This window comes from Dankookia rubra (assembly GCF_004355005.1).
Taxonomy (GTDB): domain Bacteria; phylum Pseudomonadota; class Alphaproteobacteria; order Acetobacterales; family Acetobacteraceae; genus Paracraurococcus; species Paracraurococcus ruber_A.
Genome location: NZ_SMSJ01000061.1, coordinates 1 through 20,836, shown reverse-complemented (window position 1 = coordinate 20,836; position 20,836 = coordinate 1). Strand labels below are relative to the sequence as shown.

Below are 20,836 nucleotides of genomic sequence, written 5' to 3'. Positions count from 1 at the left end.
GGCCCGTCCACTGCCCGTAGCGGTGGGAGGCGGCCCGGGCCATCACCCCAGGGCACGGCGCGCACTCCTGGCAGGTCGCTCCGGGCGCTTGCGGCGAGGCTGTCGGCCCGGGTGCACAAGCGATGCTCCGGGAGCGATGAGTTCGAGTTGCTGGCCAACCTCGGTGGGTGCCGCTCTTCGTCGCGTCGTTCCTGGAATGCGCCGGATCCGTAGGATGGTGCTGGGGCAGGGTTTCAGCAGGTCCCAAACCTCGAGCGGGCTGACCAGACCGGCGGTGAGCCAGGTCGGCCAGGCCTGGGGCGGCAGGATCACCGGCATGCGGTCATGAATGACGGCCACCGCCTCATTCGCCCGGCAGGTCACGATGGCAAAATGCGGCCCCTCTCCGGTGTCTTGCCAGATGGCCGCGACCGCCATCTGCGCGCCATCCGCGAGCGAGATATGATAGCACCCGGCGGCGCCCTCGGGGCTGGCCTGCTGGACGTAGCTGTCCATCGGCACGATGCAGCGCCGCCGCAGTGCCTCGCGGATGGGGCCGCGGCTGGCGATCGTCTCTGCCCGGACGTACAGCACCGGCTTGCTGTCGTCCTCCGTCCCCTGCAACCCCCAGCGCATCGTCGCCAGCACGCGGTCACCGGTTTCCGGGTTGCGCAGCACGACAAGGGTCAGCCCGCCCGGAGCCCGCTCCCCGAGCTCGAGGATACCGCTCTGCTCCGCGTCAGCCGGCGACGCGTCGGCGGGCGGTGCGGCTGGCATCCTTGCCTCCCCTTCGCGGTGTGGGTGGTGCCTTGGCGGTCTGCTTTGCCGCGGGCTTGTCGTCGGCCGCCCCGCGCTTTGTCGCCTCGCCCTCCCGGGCCTGCGTCTTCGGCGCCTTCAGCGACCGGCGGAGCGCCTCCATCAGGTCGACGACGTTGCTCTCTTCCGGCTGTTGCGGCCGGATGACTAGCTTGGCGCCGTCCGCCTTGGCCTCGATCAGCGCCCGCACCGCCTCCTCGTAGCGGTCGCGGAACTCAGCGGGGTCGAAGCTCCCATGCTGTTGGGCGATGATCTGCTTGGCTATCTCGACCATCTTCGGGCTGATCGTCACGTCCGGGATGGCGTCGAAGAACTCGTCGTCGTCCTGCACCTCGTCGTGGCTGCGCAGCCGGGTCAGCAGCATGCCGCGACCCCTGGTCTCGATGGCCACGACCCGCTCGCGCTGCGACATCACCAGCCGCCCAAGTGCGACCTTGTCCTCGCCGGTCATCGCCTCGCGGATCACCGCGAACGGCTCTTGCGCCGGTTTGCCGCTCGGGACGAGGTAGTAGGGGTCCTCCCAGTACAGCCGGTCGATCTCACCGCGATCAACGAAGCGCTCGATGTCGATGACCTTGGTGCTCTCGACCTTGAGCCGCTTCAGCTCTTCGTCCTCGACCACCACGTAGCGGTCGCGCTCAATCTCATATCCCTTGACCATGTCGCGGCGCTCGACCACGCCATCCTCGGGGTCGCGGTACTGCTGCTTCACCCGGTTCAGCGTCTGCCGGTGCAGGAGGTGGAAGTGCACGGCGTCGCCTTCGCCGGTAGCCTTGAACAGCCGCACCGGGCAGGCGACCAACGACAGCCGTAGATGCCCTTCCCAGACGGGCCTGCTCGCCATGCCGCGACGCTCCTGATGTACGATTTCAGAACAAAGGGCGGGATCGCGGAGTTTCTCTGTGACTTCTGCGGCTTAGCGGCTGATGGCCGGCTCATCTGCCGAGGTTGGAACGGCGGCTATTGCGTTGGATTCGGTGCAGGAATGCCCGGCTACTGCGAACCCGTGACACATGCCAAGCCATTGCGCTCAAAGAACTGTGGATATGTGGACAGGAGACGGATGCGGGCGGAAAACAAGCGCCTCACCCACGCAGCCGCCTGTGGGTCTGGAGCGTTGCCGAAGCGACCCAGGCACGCCGGCATGATCCGCATTCCGAACCTCACATTCCTGGCACTTCTCGACCGTGTCCAGGCGCATCTGCAGCGCTGGGCTAGGGGCCGCGCGAGTCTGGCACCGCGGGCCTATGCGGCTGATGCATCTGGCGTCGTCAGCGTCCTAGCCTTCCCCCTGCCCCACGACGATGCCGGCCGCGAAGCGCTGGGCGCAATCCTCGAACTCGAGATGCAGAACCGCGAGGCGGTCATGGTGGTGCTGGCACTACCGAGCCAAGCCACACCGATGACATACGGCGAGCTGGCAGAGGGAGCGCAAGAGGTGCTTCTGCTGGATGGCCGGGCCCTGGCTGGCGCCCCGGGCGGCGCTGGGCATGCCACGCGTATCCTGGCCGTGGAGCGCCGCCCGGACGGCCGCATCGCCCGGCTAATCGCCTCCAGTGACCCCACCATGGCCGACGCGGGACCGGTCGCCGCCGCCAAGATGTAGGACGCTGGTGATCGCATCGTTGGGTGTCGCGTTGAAGGCGCTTGGAACATATAGCGAACATCGGGTAGAGGCATCCCATGGCAACCGACCGCGCCGCCACCCTTGCCGCCCTGCGTGCCCGTCTCGCCCGCATCCAGGGCGGCGGGCGAACGGCGGCCGACGCGGTACCGGTGGCCAAGCCGGTTGACGCTGCGCTGCCGGGCGGCCAGGGCCTGCCCCGCGGTTCGTCACATGAGGTCGCTGCTGCCGAGGGCGATAGCGGGTCCACTTTCGGCTTCGCTTCAATGCTGGCAGCCCGTGCCTGTGCCGGCCCAGCCCCCCAGACGACCTTCTGGATCGAGCCGGAGCCGTCGATCTGGCCGGCCGGCGCGCTCCGCTTCGGTATGCGGCCGGAGACCCTGGTGGTGGTGGCAGCAAGTGGCGTCGACAGCCTCTGGGCCGCGGAAGAGGCATTACGATGTCCTGCCGTAGGGGCTGCCTGTCTGGTCTACCCGAAGCCGCTCGATCTGCCGGCCTCGCGCCGCCTGCAGCTGGCCGCCGAGGCGGGCGGCGGGATCGGCCTCGTGCTGGTGCGGCCCGAGGCGCTGGCCCAACCCTCGGCGGCGCGAACGCGGTGGCGCATCGCCAGTGCGCCCGGGACGGGTGTGCGGGACTATGATCTCGGCCAAGCGGCTTGGCGGCTTGAGCTGGTGAAAGCCGTTGGTGGACGACAAGGCGAGTGGACGCTGGTCTGGGACGAGGATGAGCAGGCCCTGCTGCCGCAGGACGTCCAGCCTACGGCTGTGCAGCCCGTCAGAGCTTTCCTGTAATGCCCATGCTGCGGCAGCGGCTGAGGTGCAGACTAGCAGCGAGCGCCAAAAGCCAGGCCGCGCTCGACCTTCAACCTACACCAGCAGCCGCTTGAACCCCTTGACGTCCATTTTTGTCCGAACAGCAGTCATGCACCATCGACGTTGGCCGTACATGATTTGGAGCAATGCAGCGCTGCTGGCAGCCTCGTCATAGGGGCCTTACCCCTCGACGCGGAATCCCACCTTGAGGCTGACCTGGTACTGCGTGACCTTGCCGTCCTGCACGCGGCCGCGGATTTCGCCGACCTCAAACCATTCGATGTGGCGCAGGGTCTTGGCCGCGCGTGCGATGGCGGTCTCGATTGCTTTGGTCACCGATTCCTTGGAGCTGCCAACGAGATCGGTTTTGCGATAGACGTGGTCGTCTTGCATGGGTCGTCTCCTTGGAAATTGGATCGCTCGCCCGGACAGGGAACACCAAGCCGAGCGTGTTGGGAGAATGGCGGCACAAGCCAACACTCTGAAAGCATTTTCCGAGCGGCAGCGGTGGCTAGGCGCCACGGAGGACGAGATCCAGAGCGAGATTAGGCAAGTAGCCGATCACCACCTTAGATTTCTGAAGCCGATTGGGCAGACCCGACTTCATAGACGATCGACGTCACGCAATCGGTGAGGTGGGCGCTCTCTTTTCACAGCGCATTGAAAGGACGATCACGGTGACCATCATCGTCTCCGTCAAAATCAACGACTGCATCGTCATGGCGGCCGATAGCGCGGGCACCATGAGCAGCGGCCAGATCTATGCTCATGCGAACAAGATCACGAATCTCTGCGATGGCTTGTCTATCGGAGCGATGTCAACGGGCGCAGGCGGCATTGGGAGCGAGTCTGTCGAAACCCTTCTGAAGGATCTGCGCCGACGCTTCGACGGTCATGAGCCGGAGCACGCCGAATGGCGCTTAGATCCGGCGAGCTACACAATGAAACAGGTCGCCGAACGGTCGCGCGCATTCCTTTTTGAGGAGAAAGCCGCGCTCTGTCCGGAGCCAACCAACCTTCAGCTCCGCCTTTGCGGCTACTCCGCCGGCCGGCCACTTGCCGAGGTTTGGGAGGTGAACATGACCGGGCAGCATTGCCCACCACCGCGCTGCATCATGGAGGAGACCAGCTTCGGAGTAATGTGGGATGGGCAATACGAAGCGCTCAACCGTCTCGCCCTAGGCCTCGGCTTTGACGTTGGTGGGGCGCTGGTCAAGCACGGCGTACCAGCGCCGGAAGCCAGCAAGCTCCAGGAGGAGCTGGTCCGCGATCTCTACATCACGCTCTCCGTTCCTGCGATGCCGATCCAGGACGCTATCGACCTCGCTCGTTTTCTGGTCGAGACCACTATCGGGTTTGTCCGCTTTGCCGTTTTCCTGCCGAAGTCGGTTGGCGGTGCTGTCGAGATCGCGGCCATCACCAAGCACGAGGGCTTCCGCTGGGTGCAGCGGAAGAGCTTCTACCCAGCCGGGACCCGCCAGGAAGGCTGACGCCGCGCCCTAAAAGCACAGGTTCGGCCAAGTGCCGCAGCAGGTATACAGCGGTACAAGACAGCCCAGCGGCTTTCCGTGTAGCGGTACTCCAACGGCCAGTTTGGCATGGCAGGTCGGCATCTTTTGGCGCTGGCGGTAAAACTGTCAGGGTTGCGACTGCGTTCGCTTTGCGTACGACCCTGTAGAGCGCAAGAGGTTTGCCGGCCCGGCTGATCGCTGCGTCCCGCTTTGGAGGCGATCATGGCACTCGGGCCAACTTGCACATCTTGTCAGTCGTGTCGCGTCGTATCAGGGCCGACCCCGCTCGGTCCGGCCCCCTATCGCTGGTGCGGCAACTTTGGCAGCTACCACTTTGCAAACCCCGTCAGCGATGGCTCTGTCTGCGAAAGGCACGAACTGCGTCGCACTCGGATAGCCTCATGAACAAGCTCGACATGGAGCCGCCTCTTGGGGGTGGAGCGCCGCAGTTCTCTGTCAGGGCACAGCGCATTGCCCGGCCGCCCACACCGTGGATGTGGGCAATCTACAAAGATGGCTGGGCAGAGGCCTGTCGCTGCTCAAGCCTGTCTTACCGATCCGCTGAAGAAGCCTGGGCCGTCGGCCGTGCGATGCTCCATCACCTGAAAAAGCGGCCAGGCGAGTGATCATGCTGTGGTTTCAATCATATGGCGCCGTCATCTCACGCCAAGGGAGCGGAATGAACCTTTAGGTGCGGGACAAGGATGCGCTCGGCATGGACGAGGCAGTTGCGCGGCGGGTTGCCATGGCTCTCTTTCTGTCACGGCCACTTGGTGCGCTCGCCCAGACCGCCAACGGTCCGCAGCCGCCGTGTGGGGGCACGCCGCAGCCCTTCTACGCCCCGCCTGGCGCGGCTCCAGCAATACGTACTTGGCAGGCCCCGGAATGGACTGCATCCGCCTGCACCGGCTGGTCCTCCACACATCCCACCCTGCTCGTCGCGCTCGCCGGCAGCTTTCGCCACGAGGGCGGGGCCGCTGACCTCCTGGCGGCATTCGGCCGGATCTCCAGCTTGCGCGGCATTCGCTACTGGTCAGTCGGCGACCGCGGCTGGCGCACCCTGGTCACCGGCGCCGCCGCCCTTTATGGGCCGGGGACACGACGGCGCCGCGCCGACTTCGAACCCGCCGAGATGGCCCGCGGCGCAGACCTCTACTTCGCGCAGGAGGACAGCCGTTCATCCGGCGAGGTGGTCTACCACATGCGGGTGCTGGCAAACGAGCCGGACCGGGTGACGATCGCGGTCGAGAATGTCACCTCGGTCCGCTTCCTCCTGGTGCCCCTGTTTGCACCCGGGGACCTGCGTTGCACCTCCTATCTCGAGCGTTTGTCGCCCGGTGTGTGGGGCTACTACGCACTTTGGGGCCTTCGGGCCGGCGCGCAGACCTCCGGGCACGAGGCATCGTCGGTGAATCGGGCCTTAGCATTCTACCGCCACATCGCCGGCATTCCGACCGACCAAGAACCACCGGCCGCGCGCCGCTGAGCGCCCGCCCAGCTGCTAGCTGAAGCGTCACAGCAGCCAAGCCGTCAAGACGAACCCATGGCCTTGGCGGCGAATGCGAGCCGCGACGAGGTTACGGGGGTGCTGGTGCCGCATTACCGCCTGCGGCGCAGCGCCGCAGTCACCACGGTCCCGAGCGCGGCGAGATGTAGTAACGGCGAGCGTGCCGTTGTCGCCGAAGACCCAGCTTCCGGCTTTGCCGACCTCCGGCGCCGAGGCAGTCGCCCCGGTCGGGGCGTCGCTTCGGACGGCCGCGCGCCGGCCGCGAGCGCCTCCGGGCTGCCCTGCAGGCCCGACCAGGCCTTGGTGAACTCGGCCCCGAGCAGGAAGATTTGAGCGGAGTAATAGACCCAGAGCAGCACCACCAGCAGTGCGCCTGCCGCGCCGTAACTGGTGGCGATGGTACTGCCGCCAATGTACCAGCCAATCAATGTCTTGCCGATGGTGAAGAGCAAGGCGGTGACCACCCCGCCAACCGTCACATTGTGCCAGGTCAGAGTTCTGTCCGGCAGGATCTTGTAGATCGCGGCGAAGAGCAGCGTGATCATCAGGAAGGATGTCAGGAAACTCGCAATACCGAGGAGCACCGTGATGCCGGGCAGCATCCCGCGGACCCAGGTGACGAGCGCCGTCAGCGCGGTGCTGGCCAGCAGGGACACGAGCAGCAGGAAACCTGTGGCCGCGACCAGCCCGAGGCTGGCGATCCTTGCCCGGACCAAGCGGCTGACCACGGCCCCACCGGACGGCGTCGGTGCCTTCCAGATCTCGTTCAAGGCGGTTTGCAACTCGGCGAAGACGCCGCTGGCGGTCAGCAACAGGGTGACCAGACCGATGATGCTGGCGAGGGTGCCTGCCGTGAGGTTGCCGGCACCCTGGATCATTGCTTGGACGGCCTCTGCCCCGCGATCGCCAAGAAGGATTCGGAGCTGGTCGGCGATGGCGCCCTCGACCGCCTCACGCCCGAAAGCAAGGCCGGCAATGGCGGTGGCGATGACCAGCAGCGGCGCGATGGAGAAGATGGTGTAGTAGGCAATGGCGGCGCCGCGGCTCATGGCGCCGTCATTGACGAAGCCTTCAACCGTGTCCCGCAGCAGCGTCCACACCCTGTGCAGCATCGCAACCGTCCCTGCGTCGGTGCAACGACCGATCCGGACCCGACAGCAGAACGAACGGCCAGCGCTTGAGTTGCAGGTTAGCAGGTCCAGCTAACTTCGCTTTCCGGAGGACGAAGCTCGATCGGGAGCACCGGTACCCGGCACACTCCAGCGCAAGCGCGCCAGATGTTTGGCTGACCGAGACAATTATGTTGCAGTGCAACCTTAACCCTGACCAAGCGCTGTCATGCTGCGGCGCAACATAAGACGTGCGCTGATGTCATACAGCGTGTGAACCGAATGACGGGCTGCTTGTCCCGTTCGGAATGACATTGAAGACATACCGCCGCAGCCTCTCTAACCGCGGCAGGACAAGGAAATTGCCATGAACCTCCGGACCCTCATGCAGGTCGGCCCGACCAAGGCCAACGAGCTGTTCGCCAAGCTTGCCGAGACCTCGGATGGCGCGGTGAAGACGCGGGAGAAGCTCTTCGCCGAGCTCAAGGGTGAGCTCGAGCTGCACACCAGCCTCGAAGAGCAGCACCTCTTCCCGGTCCTCAGGCGGAATGCCGAGACCAAGGAGCTGGTCGCCGACGCAGTCCGGGACAACCGTGAGCTGCGCGCGAAGCTGGCCGAGCTCGATGCTTTGCCGAAGAACGATCCGGCCTTCCCGGAGCAGCTCAAGGAGCTGCAGAAGACCTTCCGGCAGCATGCCCGGGACGACAAGCGGGAGCTGCTGCCTGCGGTGCAGCGGGCGCTGAGCGAGGAGCAGGTCCAGGGCGTCGCCGAGAAGATGGAAGCCGGCCTCGCCGAGGCCGAGCAGGCCAAGCAGGACGAGGCGGAGGAGCGCCGCGCCAAGGCCCGGCAGGAGCGCGAGGAAGCCGAGTTCCTGGCCCGACAGGCCGAGCTGCGGGTCGAGCAGGCCGCAGCAGCCGAGCGGGGCCAGAAGATGGTTGAAGCTCTGCCGCGCGAGGCTGCCCAGCAGATTGCCGCCGCCGCACGCAAGCCGGTGGATGCTACTGCCGAGGTAGCGCGTCAGGCCACCCGCCTTGTGACGGGCAGCGCCAACCAGCGCCCGCCGGCCCCGGCTTCGGCACCGACCTTCGCTGAGATGTTCCTGTGGCCCTGGATGGGCGCCGTGCAGGGCCTGCAGCAGACCGGCGGCTCTGGTGCCACCCGCGGGGTATCCGGCATGGAGGAGGTAATCCCGCTCGGCGAGGAGGTGCTCGAGGTCACCAAGCGGACGGAGAACCGCGGCACCGTGCGCGTCCACCGCTATGTCGTCGAGACGCCCGTCGAGAAGCAGGTGACCCTGCAGAGCGAGCGGGTGGTCGTGGAACGCCGCAAGCCGGTGGAAGACAAGGCTACCGGCGAGATCTTGACCGAGGTGACGGTCGAAGTGGTGGAAACAGCCGAGGTCCCCGTTATCAACAAGCGGGCCCGCCTGCGCGAGGAGATCGTGGTCCGGACGGAGCACACCCAGTACGTCGAGACCGTGCGTGACACCGTCCGCCACGACGAAGTGGACATCCAGCAGCCCGGCAAGACCCGGAGCGGCCATCAGCTCCGCCAGGTGACTGTGGAACGCTAGACCGCATCGGGTAGATCTGAGGCAGACACCAGCGCGCCCATTCCATGGGCCGTTCTGGTGTCTGCCTTACCATAAAGAGTCCGCGTTAGGGATCACGCCTGGCGGCCTAGGCGCCCTTGCTCCACGCGGGCCGCGACCAAGGCTGCGGGTCATGTGCGTACTGGCCCAGTTTTCAGGCACGAAGATCAGGCGCGTATGTTCAGGCTCTGCCGTATCGCTCGCCGGGCCTCGCGCGCAATGGCTAAAGCCGCACGGTCCTGCTCTGTGATGCGGCGCACGCCCGTCCTTGGGCTTCGCTTTCCAGGCGGAGGCGATCAGGCCACCAACTGCCGCACCCTGCCCTGCAGATGTCGCCCCGCGAAGGCCCAGATGCGCATGCAGGCATCGGCAAGCACATTCTCGCCGGCACCGAGGGACAGCCGCAGGAACCCCTGAGCGCTCGGACCGAAGGCAGCAGCGTCGAGCACCGCCACCCCTTCCTCCTCCAACAGCCGCCAGGCGAGATCGGCAGCGACCAACCCGCTGGTACGGGCGTCGAGCAGCACGAACATGCCGCCTTGTGGCGCGTGACATACAAGTCCGGGGGTGCCGTCCAGCAGACCGACCACGAGGTCGCGCCGGCAACGGTAGGTCTCACGCAAGCCGCGGGCAAACCCGCCGCAGTCCTCAAGGGCGGCCACCGCACCCGCCTGCACGAACCCCGGCAGTCCCAGCAGCATGCATTATGCCAGGCGCTCCGCATGCTCGGTGAAGCCCGCCGGTCCCACCGCCCAGCCGACGCGCCAGCCGGCCATTGCGTGCGATTTCGACAGGCTTCCTATCGTGATCGTCCGCCCGGCCATGCCGGGCAGGGCAGCGATCGAGAGGTGCTCGCCCTCATAGACCAGGTCGGCGTAGACCTCGTCCGCCACGACCCAGAGATCGTGCTGGCGCGCGATGTCGGCGATGGCTTCGAGCTCCGCGCGCGTCAGCACCGCACCGCCAGGGTTGCCTGGATTGGCGAAGGCGATCGCGCGCGTGCGCGGCGTGACGGCGCGCGCCAGCGCTTCCGGATCCACGCGGAGGCTGGAGGCCCTCGGAGCCGGCCCAGTGCTGACGACAGTCGCACCCGTTACCCCGAACGTGGCTGGGTAAGTGGCGTAGGTCGGTTCGGGCACCAGCACCTCGTCGCCCGGCCCGAGAAGACAGAGCGAGGCGGTGAACAGGGCGTTCTGCGCCCCCGCGAGCACGACAACATTCTCTGGCTGGGTATCTTGCAAGCCGGTGCGACACCGATGGAGCGCGGCGATGGCCTGCCGAAGCGCCGGGTGGCCGGCCGTCTCCGCATAGCGGGCGTTCCCGGTGTGAAGCGCATGGACTGCCGCGTCGCGGGCAAGTACGGGCGCAGGCAGGTCGGGGTCGCCCACGGTGAGCAGGAGGATATCACGGCCGGCGGCTTGGGCAGCGCGCGCAGCACGGTGAAGATCCCAGGCGGCGCAACCTTCGCCCGCAATGCGGTCCACCAAGCCTGAGTAGCGCACCGGACAATCCCAAGTTGCTTTATGCTAAGCCGTATAGCTTTTTTTGCGGAAACCCGAGAGTGTTTTCGGTGTAGCAGCCGTATGGGACCATGGCCGGCGACCGAGCAGCCAACCCTACCGGAGCGCGTCCGGCATAGCGGCACTGGGCTGCATGCGGGATGGGTGCCATTCGAGCGGTGCTGCCAATGGAAGTAGAGCCGCTTGTCCCTTTGCGTGTTGTTGTTCGGCGCCCACGCCCGACGACCCGTTCGCACATTCGCAACCAATCCAGCTGGACGTACTCGCACGCGCCGATAAGTTACTATATCATAATTAAGCTGCACCGCTACTTTGCCGGCTGTGATGCCGTGGTTCGGGCCTGCGAGGAGTGGGACAGGTTGATGGAACAGCCAGAAACACCTTTGGAAATGGCCCAAAGCTATGTCGCCGAAGGCGAGGAGCGCTGCACACAATTGGTCGCCCTGCTCGAGGCCATGGAAGCGCAAAACCCTCCCCAAGCCACAGAGCCAGTTCAGCGGCTGCTCGCAGTTCTGGACCGCACTCTGGCTATCATGCGCGAGCACGTGAGGCAGGAGGAGGAGCTACGCCGCCAGAGCGCTGTCAGGTCGTAAAGAGCGCTGCCGGATCGTAACCAGTTCTTTCCTCCGATTGCCTGCGGTGTCCCGCGTGGAACCTCGCCGACTGCACCGTTTCGTCACCTGGGTAGAGTTACATCAGTCGGATCATTGGCGCTCATGGGGGTATGTCTGTCCCAGCCCCGAGATGCGGCCAGGCTTACGGACGAACTTCAGGGTTGCTCCAGCTTGGTCAACCAACCCATCGTCGCCAAAATGGCTCCGGTTCCAGCATCGGACCGGTGGCTTCCATGGCGGTGCGTGCGCCAAGCAAACGGTCCTCCTGGATCACGCGCAAAGCACTTGAGCGCCCGATCGTTACCGCAGCGCGGGCCCAACGCGGTGCGGTGGCCAACCAGTCCGGCAGGTTCGCCCCAGCTTGTGCCAGACGGATACCATAGTCAAAGCAGGCAACCGTCAGGCGCTCGTCATAAGGCAGGACGCGCCGCTCCGATAAAGTCAGCCGCAAAGTCGCATCGACAAAGTCGTTGTCGTTGCTAGACGTTCTATTGGCCATCTTGGCTGTATGACGCACGTCCTCTGCTACTTTCTGAACGGATGGGCGCTCCGACCACCGGCACAGGAGGGAGCGGGGTACCAGCGCCATCAAGCCGGACGCGGCGGTCCTCGGTTCGGCGAGGGCTTCAGCTGCGTGTGCGCCGCGGGAGCCTTGCCGCCCTCTCTCGCGCCCAGCACCATCTCTGTCGCCCAGGTGACGAGCAGCGACGTATAGGCCTGTTGCCACGGCACTTCGGAGAGACCGTGATCGGCACCCGTGATCACCCGGTAGGTCAAGGAGTGTGCCCGCTCGAATGCCGCCAGGTAGTTGGCGATCACTGGGTGCGGCACCACGTCGTCGTGCTCGGACTCTACCACCAACACATCACCCCGGAATGCTGCGCAGGCGGCCAGCGCCCGGTTCTCCGAAGCGTCAACGGGGCGCCGTCGATAGGCGGCCAGTTCGTCCTTGTCGAGCGCCCGCTTTGGCAATGCCCAGTCCTCGTCTTTGTAAAGCGCGGGTACCCGGAGCGCCAGCCATCGAACAGGCCGCAGTGAACTCAGTACCGCGGCGAGGTAGCCGCCGTAGCTGCTGCCCACGACGCCGATTGCCTTTGTGTCCACTGCAGACTGGCCGGCGAGAAGATCGTAGGCGGCGAGAATGTCTTTTAGGTTCTCCTCGCGCGTCACCGTCTCGTGCTCCGGATCGCCGCGAGCAACCCCACGCGGCTCGAAGGTCAGGCATACGCAGCCGAGAGCCGCGATCTCGCGTGCCCGGGCGAGATACTGCTCCTGGCCGCTGCCCCAACCCTGCACGAACAGCACGCCTGGCATTGCTGTCGCAGGGGCGACAAGCGTTCCGGGGATGCTGCGGCCGTCCTCGACCGGGATCTCGATCGGGCTATCGAGACTAGACATGGTGCGGCTCACACAATGCGTACTTCGTCATCGGTCCATCCCGCTCGTCTGCACCCTGGAAGTACACCGTCGCATGCGGCGGGGGCTCCGCCTCACCGTAGATCTCCACCGTGCTGGCGCGCACCGCGCGCAACCCACGATCGGCGCAAAACGCTTCTAGTGCCGCGACCTCTGCGCCGCTCGCGCCGCCAATGCGCCATGATTGCTCCAGCACGCCGCAGCGCAGCCGCCCCGTCGCGTCGAGCCCTTGGGCGATGTCGTAGTTGCGACGAGAGGCGAACATACCAGCGAAGCAGTCCATGGCGGCTTGGTCGTACACCCGCGCCTGCGCCACCGCGAGCTGCGCATCCGCGGGAGGATTAAGTGCGGCCAAGGCCTCGAAGTCACCCCGCGCGACAACCAGGTCGGACCCCCCGTACACGGCCGTACCGCTGTTGTCCGGCGTGAGGCGTTGGGTGCCGTAATAGGATGCTATCAAGTCGGCAACGCGCACTTGGCCAACGCTAAAAGTCGTCACGTTCGTCAAGTTCTCTTCAAGGACGATCCCGTCCGCAAACAGGGTCGCGGCGTCCACCGTGTCGAGCACTGCTTCCAGCGCGGCCGTGTCCGAGACCACGATCTGTCCCCGCCCTCCGGTCGCCCGAACCGATTTGATGCGCACTGACCCGTGCTCCAGCAGGCGCTCGCCCGCGGAACGGGCGTCGGTGTCGCTGAAAGCGGTGACGCCGGCGAGAACGGCGCCTTGTACCCGAGCCCCGAACTCCGGCGACCAGTGAGCCGGCGCGGTCGCGCCCGGAGCGACAAGGGGGTGGCTGATTGCTTTTGTTGCAACGAAGGGGTGCGGCACGGTGCCGCCGAAGAGGTCGTGCTCGTCGCGGACTCCAAGGGCCGCTGCCGCCGCAAGCCCGACCAGAGTGTCGCTCGGGACGAGGTAAACCGGGCCCGATCGGGACTGTGTCGGGTCGTACTCTCCAATAAAGTCGAAGTTCTTGAGCGCCGCAAGCCTCCTGGCGACACCGTCCCGGGTAACCCGCTCGTGGCTGTGCGCGAAGCCGTGACCGGGGACGGAGTATACGGCTACGGCTCCGCGCGGCATCCGCCAGCCCTCCCCTTCACGCGGTACATCGGTCCCGCGATGCCGGGCGGCGTCAGCCGCCCAAGCCGGAGAAAGCGAACCTCGTTAGATACGTCGCCTCGCCACATGGCCGGCACACTCTCATCGACCCGCCTGACGCGGCCTGTCGGTACGGTCCGTCGTCCATGGTCGTCTGTTTGACGCCAGCCGTGGTCCAAAGTTCGCACCAGCACGAGAGAGTACCTACGGCAAGCTCCTAGTCAGTGATCCGGGCGGCTGAGCGTCTAAAAAATCCAGCACGGCTCTGTTGAATGCCTCCGGGTTGCCGTGGTTCATCGCATGCGAGGTGCCGAGGATGGTCACGCGCTGGGCTTGCCACAATGTCCGCCCCAGCGCGCCGAGGATCCGCGCGTAGGTCGGCGGTGACCGCTCAGCGCCGACCAGCAGCGTTGGCGCCCGGATCGCCTCGGCGTCGCTGCGGCTGAAGGGAGGTCGTTGCTCCCTCACCTGCCCGAGCAGCGTGTAGGCGTTTTCCCGCATCGTCTCCCGCGATCGTTCGGCAAGAGCCTCCCATGCACCGGGGCCGCTCACCGCATCCACGAACAGCGCGACGCCGCCGTCGATATCGCCGCACCGAATGCGCTCGGCTGCTTGGCCAAAGATGTCGATGCCGGCCGGCATGCCGGGGTGCGGTGGTTCGGGCGCCAGTGTGGCGTCAAGTTCGCCCCCGGGTTCGGCCAGGATCAGGGCCCGGACCCGGTCCGGGAAGTGCTGGGCGACGCGGAACGCCACGTGTCCGCCGCGCGAGTGTCCGATTAGGTGCACCGGTCCAGTGCCGAGTGCCGCCGCGAAGGCGGCCACATCCTCCGTGTGCTGCTGGATCGTGAAGTCGTCGCCAATGCCGTCCCATCGCTCGGGCCAGAAGTGCCGGAGGCTGGGCGCGATCGTGCGGTACCGTCGGCCGAATGCCTCCATTTGGGTCGCCCAGTATCGCAGGTCGCACATCGCCCCGTGGAGCAGCACAAGCGGAGCTCCCGACCCCTGCTCGACGTAGGCCATGTCGTAGCCGTTGACGTGGAGGAGCTGCATCGGCTTCTCTCGGCTCTTGGTCAGGTCGCTTGCGTACCGGAAACGCCGTCGGCGCACGAAGGTGCAGCTGCATGGCGTACCCGTCCCGAATTGCTTCGGGTAGACCGGCGTAGGGTGGACCACAAATCAGCGCGGGCACGGCCCAGTTCCGTCTCGCCGGCCCAGCATGTATTCTCGCTCAGCCTTGAATCGATCCGATGCCGCTGCTTGATTGGCCTGGCGTCCGCTGTGCCGTTGCCCGTCCGAGCTTTAATCGCTCTGGAGCTTGGCTGGGCGGCGACGCCGATGAAGAGCGGAGCATGTCAGGGTGCTGCAGACGAGGCTCATTACCAGACGGTCCCTGGTCGCGCTTGGCGCTTACTGCCTCAGTCCTGCCGCTGGTGCGGCGGAGGAGCGGTTCTTCGACTCAGTTGGCGTTCGCATCCGCTACATTGAGGAGGGCTGGGGCGAGCCGGTTGTCCTGGTACATGGCTACACGTCGAACGTCGACGCCCAGTGGGCCCAGACCGGCGTACTCCAGGCGCTCGCCGCGCGGTACCGCGTGATTGCCCTGGATGCGCGTGGCCATGGAAGCAGTGGCAAGCCGCATGACCCCGCCCAGTACGGGCCCGAGATGGGCCTCGACATCCTGCGCCTGCTCAACCACCTCGACATCGCGCGGGCGCATATCGTCGGCTACTCGATGGGCGCGCATATCGTGGCGCAGTTGGTCGCCACCCATCCAGAGCGCTTCCTGACCGCAACGCTCGGTGGTGCCCCCGGCCGGTTCAGCTGGTCGCTGGAAGACCAGCAGCGGGTAGAGCGCGAAGCGGCCGAGATGGAGCAGGGCCTGCTTCGCTCCCAAATTCTCCGGCTTTGGCCGCACGGCGAGCCGCCGCCCACTGAGGAGCGGATCCGTGAGCTCTCTGCCACGCAGCTGGCAGGTCAGGATCCGCGCGCTCTCGCCGCGATACGGCGCTCCAACCCCGCCCAGGTGGTCACCCTGGCGAAGATGGCGACCATTACAGTACCGACGCTTGGTGTGGTAGGCACCGCCGATCCCTACCTGAGCCGGTTCCAGGAGCTGCAGGCAGTGATGCCACAGCTCGACCTGGTCACAATCGAGGCCGCCTCGCATGGCTCAGCACCGGGGAGGCCGGAGTTCATCCAGGCCGTCCTTGCATTCCTGCGCGCGCATTCGGCGACGCCAGACAGGTAGGTGGCTCCGGCATGTTGGCGATTTGCTCTCGCCTTTCGGCGGAATCTGGCCGCCACGCGGGTCCTTGGTACCCGGGGCAGCAGGTAGCGAGTAAGCGCTTGGTCTCCAACATGGTCAGCGCTGCTATAGTGTTCGGCCAAATCCTATTCCAACCGCAGGATGCGCCCCTCTGTCTCATCGGTCAGGATGTAGAGCCGTCCGTCCAAGCCTTGGACGACATGACGCATGCGCACTTCGTTCGTAAGCAGCCGCTCCTCGTCTGTCACCTGGTCGCCGTCGATGGAGAGCCGAACCAGGCCCGGCATGGTCAGCGCCGCTAGAAACAAGCTGCCGCGCCAGCCTGGAAAGGCATCACCGTCGTAGAAGGCAGTGCCAGATGGGCTGATGACAGGCGTCCAGACCTTGAGTGGATCCTCCATGCCCGGCGCCGAGCGCAGGTCGGAGATGACTGAGCCGTCGAGATCCAGGCCGTGTGTCACCAGCGGCCAGCCGTAGTTGCCGCCGGCGCGGATGACATTGACCTCGTCGCCGCCACGAGGCCCCAACTCCGCCTCCCACAGGCTACCGGTCCAGGGATGGAAGGCGAGGCCCTGCGGGTTGCGATGGCCGTAGGACCAGATCTCGGGCCGGGCGCCTGGCTGGTTGAGAAAAGGGTTGTCTGCAGCCGGGCTTCCGTCCCGCTCCAGCCGCAGTACCTTGCCCGCGAGATCATCGAGCCGCTGTGCGCGTCGCGGGTCGGTCAGGCCGTCGCCGGTCGAGAAGTAGACCTTGCCATCTCGCGCGCCGAAGGCGATGCGGCAGCCGAAATGGCTGCGATGCTCCTCTTGCGCAGGCGCTACATCCAGGATCGGCGTCGCGCCCTCCAAGGCCTTCGCGTCAGGCGAAAGGCGAGCTCGGGCCAGTCGGGTGAGTGCGCCGGTTTGCACGCGCGCGGTGTGGCAGAAATAGACCTCGCGCGTGGTCGCAAAGTCGGGCGCCACCGTAACATCGAGCAGGCCGCCTTCCCAGCCGCCCCTCTCCGCCCGCGGCACGCCGTCGAGCGGGGCGGAGACGCGCCCGTCCTGGTCCACGACGCGCATGCGTCCGGGCCGCTCGGTGACGAGCAGGCGACCATCTGGCAGGAAGGCCGCCCCCCAGGGATGTTCGAGGCCGGTTGTGAAGGTAGTGATGTGGAAAACCGCCCGGTCGGACCGAACCGGGGAGCCGTCGACGCTCCACGCCCCGAGTGGCGAGACAAGGAGAGCGGTGCCGACCATCGCCAAGACGAGCCGCTTAAGCATGCGCCACCACGCTGACCGTCAAGTCACTGTCACAACCTGAACCGCCTCTGGTGCGGCGAGATGCACCTCGCCGCATGAAGGCAAGCGGAAGTGCTTAGGCATTTCCTGCTGCTTCCTGCCCCAAATGATCGGGAGAGGGTGCCGGCGAACGGCAACGCCCGCGAACGGCATCGCTGGCTTCCCGCCAAAGCCTGCATGCGCCGGACCTGTAAGTCTTGAGGACGGTCGAGCGCTGGCGATAACAAGGCGAAGATCCGCCTGCCTCTACACGGCGGTATCCCGTCGCCATATCGTATTCTTCCTCTCCGCATAGGTGCGTCGTGCCCGTGCCCTGCCGCCCCTGGCCAACTTCCGCGAAGGCGGCGCCAGCATTGCTGCTGTCATTGACGTTGGCGCTCGCCCTCGCGGGCTGCGCCGGACGTCCCGAGAGCGGCGCGCGGCAGCCACCGCCCGGCTTCTCTGCCGATACCTTTACCCGCGAGGGACTGATCAGCGGCGCCACCGCGACCGAAGCCGGATGCCGCGCCTTGCCGGACGGGCTCTGGGTCACTATTGGCAGCCGCCACGAGTGCCTGCGCTACGCCGCGGGCGAGACCGAGCGGCGGCAGGCGCGCACCGCGCTCGTGCACTTCCCAGGTGACCCACCCGGCGTGAGCTACCGCTTCGCGGGCGGCCGGGCCCATGTTGACCAGGTCAGCGATTTCTACGAGCACACCCCCGGGTCGCGCCGCATCGCGGCGGAGGCGCTGGCTGGGGCCATGCATGATTTGCCTGTTTTCCTGATGGGCCGCATCGGCATGCACGGTTCCTCCGGCAACCACGCCAAGGACCGGCACACGCAGGATGCAGTTCTGCTGGTCGATGCAGCGCTGGACGAGCTGAAGCGGCGTCACGGCTTCCGGGACTTCGCACTGTCCGGCTTCTCGTCGGGCGGGCAACTCGTGGCCAACCTATTGGCGCGACGGAACGACATCCGCTGCGCGGTGATCGCCTCGGCGCCGCTCGACCTGGCCCTGTACTACCAGCGGCAGGATGGGATCACGTCGGACTATTTCGCCATGCACCGCAGCGAGCTCGCCGACCCGATGCGCACCGTCCAGAGCATCAGGTCGGACGCCACGGTGTTCGTCATCGGCGATGATCGCGACCGGAGCGTACCGCATGCCGCCTGGGACGCCTGGGAGGCGGCCGCCCGGCTCAGAGGCTTGCGCGTATTCGACGCCGAGGTGGCGGGCTCCGACCGCCCGGAGTTCGGGGGCGGGGCGACCCACCACATCACCGGGGTGCGCAGCCTTGAGGCGGCGTACGCTTGCGGCGTGGGCACGCCGGGCGAGGAGGTACGGCGGGCGCTGGTGGCCAGCGAGCCGGTCCTCAAGCCAAGAGGACGGCGGCTTGAGGGCGAGGAGATCAAGGCCGCTTTCGCCGGACGCCGGCTGGCTGGCGTCGTTTGGCCGCATTGGGGCACCAGGGTCACTTCGCTCATCCTCTGGGGTGCGGACGGTAAGCGGAGCGAGTTCCATCCGGCGCATCCGGAGCGGCCCGTCGGGGTGGTGCAGCGCTGGTGGGTGGAGGGCAACCGGCTCTGCACGACCGAGGACGGCTGCAACGCGGTGCTGGTGGACGGGCGCTTCCTGCACGTCGTCAAGGGCGAGCCACCGCGCCTACTGATGACCTTTGCCGCAGCTCCGCCCGGCGGATAGCGGCGTCGAGGTCGGCCCAGTCGGCGGCGGTGGGCGCGAGGGTTGCCGGTTAAGGCCTGGCGGGCGTCGCTGGCGGCGCGGGTCCAAGCAGCAGAACGCGGTTGGACATGCCTGGACTCCTGCAGCTTGCGCCGAATGGGGCACCCCCTCTCCTCACTTGATGGGGTGGATGCCCCCTGCTCCGCGGCATCGGAGTGCCACAGCGTGATTGGTGCTGAACCTGACCACGAGGGAGAGGAGGCATCCATGGAGAGGGCTACCACGATCGGCCTCGACCTGGCGAAGAGCGTCTTCCAGGTGCATGGCATCGATGCGGCGGGTGGGATCGTGCTGCGGCGCAAGCTGCGCCGGCCGGAGCTGCTGGAGTTTTTTGCGGCATTGCCGCCCGCGCTGGTCGGCATAGAGGCTTGCGGCGGTGCCTATTACTGGGCCCGCGAGCTCACCCGCCTTGGCCATACGGTGCGGCTCATGCCGCCCGCTTACGTGAAGCCCTACGTCAAGCGCGGCAAGACCGACGCGGCGGACGCTGAGGCGATCTGTGAGGCGGTGACGCGCCCGACCATGCGCTTTGTGCCGGCCAAGACTGAGGCACAGCAGGCGAGCCTGGTGGAGCTCAAGGTCCGCGACATGCTGGTGCGCCAGCGCACCCAGACCATCAATGCATTGCGCTCCCATCTCGCCGAATACGGCATCGTTGCGGCGCAGGGACGCAAGCTCTCCGAGCTGATCGCGGTGGTGCGCGACGACGATGATACCCGGCTGCCTGTCCTTGCGCGCGAGGCGCTGGACGAGTTGGTGGGACAGCTGGAAGCCCTGGAGCAGCGCATCGCGCGGCTCGACGGCCGCATGGTCCGTCACGCGCGGGAGGATGAAACGGCCCGGCGGCTGACGAGCATTCCCGGCATCGGGGCGATTGGCGCGACCGCCCTGGCCGCGCTGGTATGTCATCCGCACGGCTTCGCCTCGGCGCGGCACTTCGCGGCCTCGCTTGGCCTGACGCCGAAGCCGCACTCGAGCGGCGACAAGGAGCGGCTGGGCCGGATCTCCAAGCAGGGCAACCCCATGATGCGCCGGCTGCTGGTGCGGGCTCAAGGTTCCGCGGTGAGGCGCTCCTTCTGTAGCTCAAGCGCAGGATACCGCGGGGTTAAGAGGCAGGCGTCGGGTCGGCCGCTGGCCAACTTCTCGCCTATGGGACAGGTAGCTCTCAGCGAATACGTGAGTGGGTGGTGTCCCTACCCTTAGACCTATTCCTTTGAGGCGCCTGCGGTACAGGCTGCGGCGATGCTGGCGAGACAGACGGTCGTCCCTACCCCAACTCGGCCAGGGCAGGTCCGGTCTGTCCGCCCAGCAGCAGCCGGAATAGCCCGGCATCATGCCACCGGTTCACCAGTTGTCGTAACCTGCCGCTCAGATGCCGCCACCGTAGGGCATGCCGTAATGCGAGTAGACGTCCCGGCCGTAATCCGGCCTGCTCCAGGGAGTTTCGTCCCGCGTGTAACTTGGCGCGCCTTCTATAGAGCCGGCTTGGGCCATCTTGAGGCCGGCGCCGGGTCGCACGGGGATAATACCTGTAAAACCGGCAAACTCATCCAAGTGCACCCAAGCCGGCTCTATAACTTCTCTCGGCTTACGTCTACCACATAGCCGCCCAGGCCTGTGTCATAGGTGAGCATCCGCCAGGGCAGCGGGTGATAGCGTTCACCAATGCCAAGGAAGCCACCAAAGCTCATCGCTGCATACGCAACCTGCCCGGAGTACTTGTCGATCATCACGTTGTAGACCGACCCGAGGCGACTGCCATTCCGGTCATAAACCGCGGTGCCTTCGACCTTGTCGGAAGCGATCAGCCGGTCCGTCTCGTTGACCGCGACGCCGCCATTGCCGCCGCCCGTGCTGGGCGTTTGTCAACGGCGGAGGAATATTGGAGCGCCCGGCGGAGTAAAATTGGGGCAGCCGGTAGCCACCGCTTGAGCTTGGTGACCGCTACTGGGTTGCGGTTGGTTTCGGATGGGG

Annotated in this window: 20 protein-coding genes and 1 pseudogene; 10 read left to right on the top strand and 11 right to left on the bottom strand. The window is 66.3% G+C overall.

Annotated elements, in window-relative coordinates; translation table 11 throughout:
- Positions 1 to 42 precede the first annotated feature (42 nt).
- Both E2C06_RS26685 and ku read right to left on the bottom strand, forming a co-directional pair.
- Complete coding sequence (locus tag E2C06_RS26685; protein WP_133291632.1) at positions 43 to 756, bottom strand: SOS response-associated peptidase family protein; 714 nt, start codon at positions 754 to 756, stop codon at positions 43 to 45.
- The gene (gene ku, locus E2C06_RS26680) at positions 719 to 1,639 is read right to left on the bottom strand and encodes a non-homologous end joining protein Ku (protein ID WP_133291631.1); all 921 of its coding nucleotides are present in this window, start codon (positions 1,637 to 1,639) and stop codon (positions 719 to 721) included. Before ku ends, E2C06_RS26685 begins: the two co-directional genes overlap by 38 nt.
- Before the next feature lie 300 nt (positions 1,640 to 1,939).
- Between ku and E2C06_RS26675 the strand changes: the two genes are divergently transcribed.
- Positions 1,940 to 2,401 (top strand): hypothetical protein, encoded by a 462-nt coding sequence (locus E2C06_RS26675; protein ID WP_133291630.1) that lies wholly within the window; start codon positions 1,940 to 1,942, stop codon positions 2,399 to 2,401.
- Positions 2,402 to 2,478: 77 nt separating this feature from the next.
- Positions 2,479 to 3,210, top strand: a complete 732-nt coding sequence (locus E2C06_RS26670) for an ImuA family protein (protein WP_133291629.1) — start codon at positions 2,479 to 2,481, stop codon at positions 3,208 to 3,210.
- A gap of 201 nt (positions 3,211 to 3,411) precedes the next feature.
- On the opposite strand, the gene E2C06_RS26665 is transcribed toward E2C06_RS26670, so the two are convergent.
- Positions 3,412 to 3,624 (bottom strand): dodecin, encoded by a 213-nt coding sequence (locus tag E2C06_RS26665; protein WP_133291628.1) that lies wholly within the window; start codon positions 3,622 to 3,624, stop codon positions 3,412 to 3,414.
- 284 nt (positions 3,625 to 3,908) lie between these two features.
- Here E2C06_RS26665 and E2C06_RS26660 point away from each other — a divergent pair, with 284 nt between their 5' ends.
- From E2C06_RS26660 to E2C06_RS26650, 3 genes are all read left to right on the top strand, one after another.
- The gene (locus E2C06_RS26660) at positions 3,909 to 4,721 is read left to right on the top strand and encodes an Ntn hydrolase family protein (protein WP_133291627.1); all 813 of its coding nucleotides are present in this window, start codon (positions 3,909 to 3,911) and stop codon (positions 4,719 to 4,721) included.
- 422 nt (positions 4,722 to 5,143) lie between these two features.
- On the top strand, positions 5,144 to 5,368 hold the full coding sequence (locus E2C06_RS26655; RefSeq protein ID WP_133291626.1) for a hypothetical protein: 225 nt from the start codon (positions 5,144 to 5,146) through the stop codon (positions 5,366 to 5,368).
- A 65-nt stretch (positions 5,369 to 5,433) separates the two neighbouring features.
- A complete protein-coding gene (locus tag E2C06_RS26650) occupies positions 5,434 to 6,228 on the top strand; it encodes a DUF6675 family protein (RefSeq protein WP_133291625.1) in 795 nt (264 codons plus the stop codon).
- 113 nt (positions 6,229 to 6,341) lie between these two features.
- On the opposite strand, the gene E2C06_RS26645 is transcribed toward E2C06_RS26650, so the two are convergent.
- The gene (locus E2C06_RS26645) at positions 6,342 to 7,349 is read right to left on the bottom strand and encodes a YihY/virulence factor BrkB family protein (RefSeq protein WP_241671486.1); all 1,008 of its coding nucleotides are present in this window, start codon (positions 7,347 to 7,349) and stop codon (positions 6,342 to 6,344) included.
- Positions 7,350 to 7,725: 376 nt separating this feature from the next.
- Between E2C06_RS26645 and E2C06_RS26640 the strand changes: the two genes are divergently transcribed.
- Entirely contained in the window at positions 7,726 to 8,931 is a 1,206-nt protein-coding gene (locus E2C06_RS26640) for a DUF2382 domain-containing protein (protein ID WP_133291623.1), read from the top strand.
- A gap of 314 nt (positions 8,932 to 9,245) precedes the next feature.
- Here E2C06_RS26640 and E2C06_RS39785 read toward each other — a convergent pair.
- Positions 9,246 to 10,433 (bottom strand): annotated as a pseudogene (locus E2C06_RS39785) (pyridoxal phosphate-dependent aminotransferase).
- Positions 10,434 to 10,831: 398 nt separating this feature from the next.
- Here E2C06_RS39785 and E2C06_RS26630 point away from each other — a divergent pair.
- Positions 10,832 to 11,062, top strand: a complete 231-nt coding sequence (locus tag E2C06_RS26630; protein WP_133291622.1) for a hypothetical protein — start codon at positions 10,832 to 10,834, stop codon at positions 11,060 to 11,062.
- Between the two features lie 196 nt (positions 11,063 to 11,258).
- Here the strand turns inward: E2C06_RS26630 and E2C06_RS26625 are convergent, their stop codons facing one another.
- From E2C06_RS26625 to E2C06_RS26610, 4 genes are all read right to left on the bottom strand, one after another.
- Positions 11,259 to 11,600 (bottom strand): hypothetical protein, encoded by a 342-nt coding sequence (locus tag E2C06_RS26625; protein ID WP_133291621.1) that lies wholly within the window; start codon positions 11,598 to 11,600, stop codon positions 11,259 to 11,261.
- Between the two features lie 71 nt (positions 11,601 to 11,671).
- Positions 11,672 to 12,481, bottom strand: coding sequence for an alpha/beta hydrolase family protein (locus tag E2C06_RS26620; protein ID WP_133291620.1), 810 nt, complete (start codon positions 12,479 to 12,481; stop codon positions 11,672 to 11,674).
- A complete protein-coding gene (locus tag E2C06_RS26615) occupies positions 12,474 to 13,577 on the bottom strand; it encodes a DUF3182 family protein (protein ID WP_133291619.1) in 1,104 nt (367 codons plus the stop codon). Before E2C06_RS26615 ends, E2C06_RS26620 begins: the two co-directional genes overlap by 8 nt.
- Positions 13,578 to 13,799: 222 nt before the next feature.
- Complete coding sequence (locus E2C06_RS26610; RefSeq protein WP_133291618.1) at positions 13,800 to 14,645, bottom strand: alpha/beta fold hydrolase; 846 nt, start codon at positions 14,643 to 14,645, stop codon at positions 13,800 to 13,802.
- A gap of 307 nt (positions 14,646 to 14,952) precedes the next feature.
- Between E2C06_RS26610 and E2C06_RS26605 the strand changes: the two genes are divergently transcribed.
- Positions 14,953 to 15,843, top strand: coding sequence for an alpha/beta fold hydrolase (locus E2C06_RS26605; protein WP_241671485.1), 891 nt, complete (start codon positions 14,953 to 14,955; stop codon positions 15,841 to 15,843).
- Between the two features lie 143 nt (positions 15,844 to 15,986).
- Here E2C06_RS26605 and E2C06_RS26600 read toward each other — a convergent pair whose 3' ends face one another.
- Positions 15,987 to 17,123, bottom strand: coding sequence for a PQQ-dependent sugar dehydrogenase (locus E2C06_RS26600; RefSeq protein WP_133291617.1), 1,137 nt, complete (start codon positions 17,121 to 17,123; stop codon positions 15,987 to 15,989).
- Between the two features lie 389 nt (positions 17,124 to 17,512).
- Here E2C06_RS26600 and E2C06_RS26595 point away from each other — a divergent pair, with 389 nt between their 5' ends.
- Complete coding sequence (locus E2C06_RS26595) at positions 17,513 to 18,823, top strand: alpha/beta hydrolase (RefSeq protein ID WP_133291616.1); 1,311 nt, start codon at positions 17,513 to 17,515, stop codon at positions 18,821 to 18,823.
- A 246-nt stretch (positions 18,824 to 19,069) separates the two neighbouring features.
- Positions 19,070 to 20,065 (top strand): IS110 family RNA-guided transposase, encoded by a 996-nt coding sequence (locus E2C06_RS26590; protein ID WP_165982683.1) that lies wholly within the window; start codon positions 19,070 to 19,072, stop codon positions 20,063 to 20,065.
- 368 nt (positions 20,066 to 20,433) lie between these two features.
- Here E2C06_RS26590 and E2C06_RS26585 read toward each other — a convergent pair whose 3' ends face one another.
- Positions 20,434 to 20,667, bottom strand: a complete 234-nt coding sequence (locus E2C06_RS26585) for a PRC-barrel domain-containing protein (protein ID WP_241671487.1) — start codon at positions 20,665 to 20,667, stop codon at positions 20,434 to 20,436.
- Positions 20,668 to 20,836 lie beyond the last annotated feature (169 nt).